This window comes from Dolichospermum circinale AWQC131C (assembly GCF_000426905.1).
Lineage (GTDB): Bacteria > Cyanobacteriota > Cyanobacteriia > Cyanobacteriales > Nostocaceae > Dolichospermum > Dolichospermum circinale.
The window spans coordinates 65600-69449 of record NZ_KE384605.1; the positions used below are offsets into that span (position 1 = coordinate 65600).

3 protein-coding genes are annotated in these 3850 nt (G+C 39.3%); all 3 read left to right on the plus strand.

Annotated features, from left to right (window positions below; all coding sequences use genetic code 11):
- The first annotated feature begins 98 nt into the window (after positions 1–98).
- The 3 genes from ligA (at position 99) to ACIR131C_RS0109200 (ending at position 3257) form a co-directional block, all read left to right on the plus strand.
- Complete coding sequence (gene ligA, locus ACIR131C_RS0109190) at positions 99–2144, plus strand: NAD-dependent DNA ligase LigA (protein WP_028089958.1); 2046 nt, start codon at positions 99–101, stop codon at positions 2142–2144.
- 95 nt (positions 2145–2239) lie between these two features.
- Positions 2240–2788, plus strand: coding sequence for a fasciclin domain-containing protein (locus tag ACIR131C_RS0109195; protein ID WP_028089959.1), 549 nt, complete (start codon positions 2240–2242; stop codon positions 2786–2788).
- A 172-nt stretch (positions 2789–2960) separates the two neighbouring features.
- Entirely contained in the window at positions 2961–3257 is a 297-nt protein-coding gene (locus ACIR131C_RS0109200) for an RNA recognition motif domain-containing protein (protein ID WP_028089960.1), read from the plus strand.
- The last annotated feature ends 593 nt before the right edge of the window (positions 3258–3850 follow it).

Below are 3850 nucleotides of genomic sequence, written 5' to 3' on the forward strand. Positions count from 1 at the left end.
TACTTGATTCTTCCTTCCTGTCCTCTGCGTCTTTGTGGTTCATTCATATCAGTATTCTTCCCCCGAAAAAGGAGTATAATTCTTTCATTATGAAACTTATGATCTCAACTCAACCTGAATTAAAACGTATAGAAGAATTACGATCTTTGTTACAAAAAGCTAGTTACGCTTATTATGTTTTAGATGCACCAATAATGGAAGATACAGTTTATGATCGGCTGTATCGAGAATTACAAGAATTAGAAACGAAAAATCCAGAATTAATTACTCCCGATAGTCCTACCCAGCGTGTTGGAGAAAGACCTGCAACCCATTTTACCTCAGTCCGCCATAATATTCCTCTGTACAGTCTGGAAAATGCCTTTAATATTGAAGAATTGCAAAATTGGGAGCAACGTTGGCGGCGACACATACCAAATCAATATAATTTCGGAGAAATAGAATATGTATCTGAATTGAAAATTGATGGTGCGGCTTTGGCCTTGACCTACGAAAATGGAGTTTTAGTCAGGGGTGTAACTAGAGGAGACGGCATAATGGGTGAAGATATTACCCAAAATGTCAGAACTATCCGCTCAATTCCCCTACGTTTGAATTTTGACGGCTTGGAAAATATCCCCAAAGTGGAAGTACGGGGAGAGGCGTTTCTACCTTTACAGATATTTAAAGAAATTAACGAAAAAAGACAAAAAGCTGGTGAACAAATATTTGCTAACCCGCGCAATGCTGTAGCTGGTACGCTGAGACAATTAGACTCCCGTATTGTCGCCCAACGACAGTTAGATTTTTTCGCCTATACTCTACATATTACCGGGTTAGATGATTCCAGTATTGCCAATACTCAATGGGAAGCTTTGGAATTATTACAAAAAATGGGTTTCCGCATTGATACTAATCATAAACTTTGTGATTCTATCTCTGAAGTCGCCGCATATTACCAATATTGGGATACAGCACGGCTCAATTCTCCCTATATGACCGATGGAATTGTAGTTAAATTAAATACTTTTAAACTCCAGGAACAATTGGGGTTTACACAGAAATTTCCCCGCTGGGCTATAGCCTTAAAATATCCCGCAGAAGAAGCTCCAACCCGTGTAGAAAAAATTACAGTTAATGTCGGCAGAACCGGGGCGTTAACTCCCCTGGCGGAAATGTTACCAGTACAATTAGCGGGAACAACTGTTTCCCGTGCTACCTTGCATAATAGCGATCGCATTGAACAGCTAGATATTCGCATTGGTGACACCGTAATTGTACGCAAAGCCGGGGAAATCATTCCCGAAGTAGTCCGGGTGATCAAAGAATTGCGTCCCCCTGACACCCAACCATTTATTATGCCTTCCCATTGTCCCGTCTGTGGACAACTGGTAGTGAGAGAAACTGGAGAAGCTGTTACTAGATGTGTAAATGCTTCCTGTCCCGCCATTCTCAAAGGTGAAATCGAACATTGGGTAAGTCGTGACGCTTTAGATATTAAAGGTGTTGGAGAAAAACTAGTATATCAATTAGTAGAAAAAGGTTTAATACATTCCGTCGCTGATTTATACGAATTGACAAAAGAGCAATTATGTGAATTAGAACGCATGGGAGAAAAATCAGCGGAAAAATTGATCAAAGCGATCGCCCAATCAAAAATTCAACCTTGGTCTAGGGTATTATATGGTTTAGGCATTCGTCATGTAGGTAGCGTCAACGCCCAATTATTAACCCAAAGGTTTACCACCGTCACCGAATTAACAACCGCCAGACAATCAGATATTGCGGGCGTTTATGGTATCGGTGCAGAAATCGCCCAATCAGTGTATCAATGGTTTCATACAGTAGCAAATCAAACTTTAATTTCCCGTCTTCAAGCCATGGGGTTACAACTAGCAAACAGCCCAGAAACCAAAGCTGTGGGCGAGATTAATCAAAAATTTGCTGGCAAAATCTTTGTAGTTACTGGCACATTACCAACCTTAAAAAGAGAGGAAGCAAAAGCTTTAATTCAAAAATATGGCGGTAAAATTACTGATTCAATCAGTAAGAAAACAAACTATTTAGTAGTAGGAGCAGATGCCGGTTCTAAATTAGAGAAAGCCCAGAATTTAGGAATTAGCCAATTGACTGAGGCGGAACTATTAGCAATGCTGGCAGAATAGTTATCAACAGACACCTGTTAAATTCTGTTACAGTCTTGACGGTCAAGTTGAAATCACCACAGTATTGCATTTTAACAGTTTTTGGAGTATAAACCATGAATTCCCTATTCAGTAAAACAGTTAGTATCGCCATAGCTACAACCACCCTTCTGGTCAGCGCCCCTAGCTTCGCAGACACTCAGCCTCCTGCTAATCATACTACACCTGTTACCAGTACACAGACACTAGGCACAATTGTCGAAATTGCCAGCGCCAACAGTTCCTTGAAAACCCTAGTCACAGCTATCAAAGCCGCAGGTTTGGTAGAAATCCTCTCAGGTCAAGAACCACTCACTGTATTCGCGCCCACAGACGCAGCATTTAAAGCCTTACCAAAAGGAACTTTAGCAAAACTCCTTCAACCAGAAAACCAAGACACCTTAGTTAAAATATTAACCTATCATGTAGTTCCTGGGGCAATTACCTCTAAAGATATCAAAGCCGGTGAGATCAAAACAGTTGAAGGTGCTGTAGTCAAGGTTCAAGTCAGAAAGAGGCAAGTCACTGTAGGTAACGCTAAGGTAACAAAAGCAGACATTAAAGCCAGTAACGGTGTAATTCATATAATTAATAAAGTCCTACTCCCTCCCGATGTAAAATTGTAGGATTTTTGCTCAACCAAGATTCCCAAATTCTTGAAGAATGGGGGAATCTTTTGTTTAACAACCAATTTATAATAAAAATTAGTAATTTCAACTTGGAAATAAATCTTAATCACGGGTATTATATATTTAATTAGTAGTGCAAACTGCGATTTTTGATTTCTGGAGCTATTCAATGTCAATTTATGCCGGTAATTTATCCTATCAGGTTACGGAAGACGCCCTGAAAGAGGTTTTTCAAGAGTATGGAACTGTTAAGAGAGTCCAAATACCAACAGACAGAGAAACTGGTCGTGTTAGAGGTTTTGCATTTGTCGAAATGTCATCAGACGCAGAAGAACAAGCCGCAATTGCTGCTCTTGACGGTGCTGAATGGTTGGGACGGCAGTTGAAAGTTAACAAAGCTAAACCCAAAGAAGAGCGTGGTGGCAGAGGAGGGGGTGGTTACGGCGGCGAACGCAACCGTTACTAAGTTTTACCACTAAAATGTTGTTAGGAAAGTTTTGGATCGTGATTTTGGATACTTGCAGATCCCCCCTGACCCCCCTTAACAAGGGAATTAAAGTCTAAGTCCCCCTTTATTTGAGGGATTTAAAGGGATATGAAAATATTTGATACACTATGAGCGACTTTTCAAACATCCCCTAAGACTCTAAAATATCATATTTTCAGGACAGGGTAAATCTCTGTCTTTTTTTATGAGGACTTACCCAAAAGGTAACTTTTATATATTGAGAGATAAATGGTAAAGTTTATAACTTGCCAACAACCTCTTATACATAAACATCAAAACCAGTTCACTTTCGACTTTTTCTATATTACCCGGACTAGCCACCAACAGACAGAAGTATTTAACTATTCCTGGTACTTGGCTATGATGTAAAAATAATTATTTTAAATAATTTATGCCATTTAGTCATTATTAATAATGCCTAAAAATTGCCGTTGATTAGTAATTTTTCAGGAGCGTTATCCATGATATCAATAACTGGGGGTAGCTGTATTATAGTAGTTTAACTTAAGAATGAGACAAAAAGAGTATAAGATTGAAGAGAGAAGGTATGG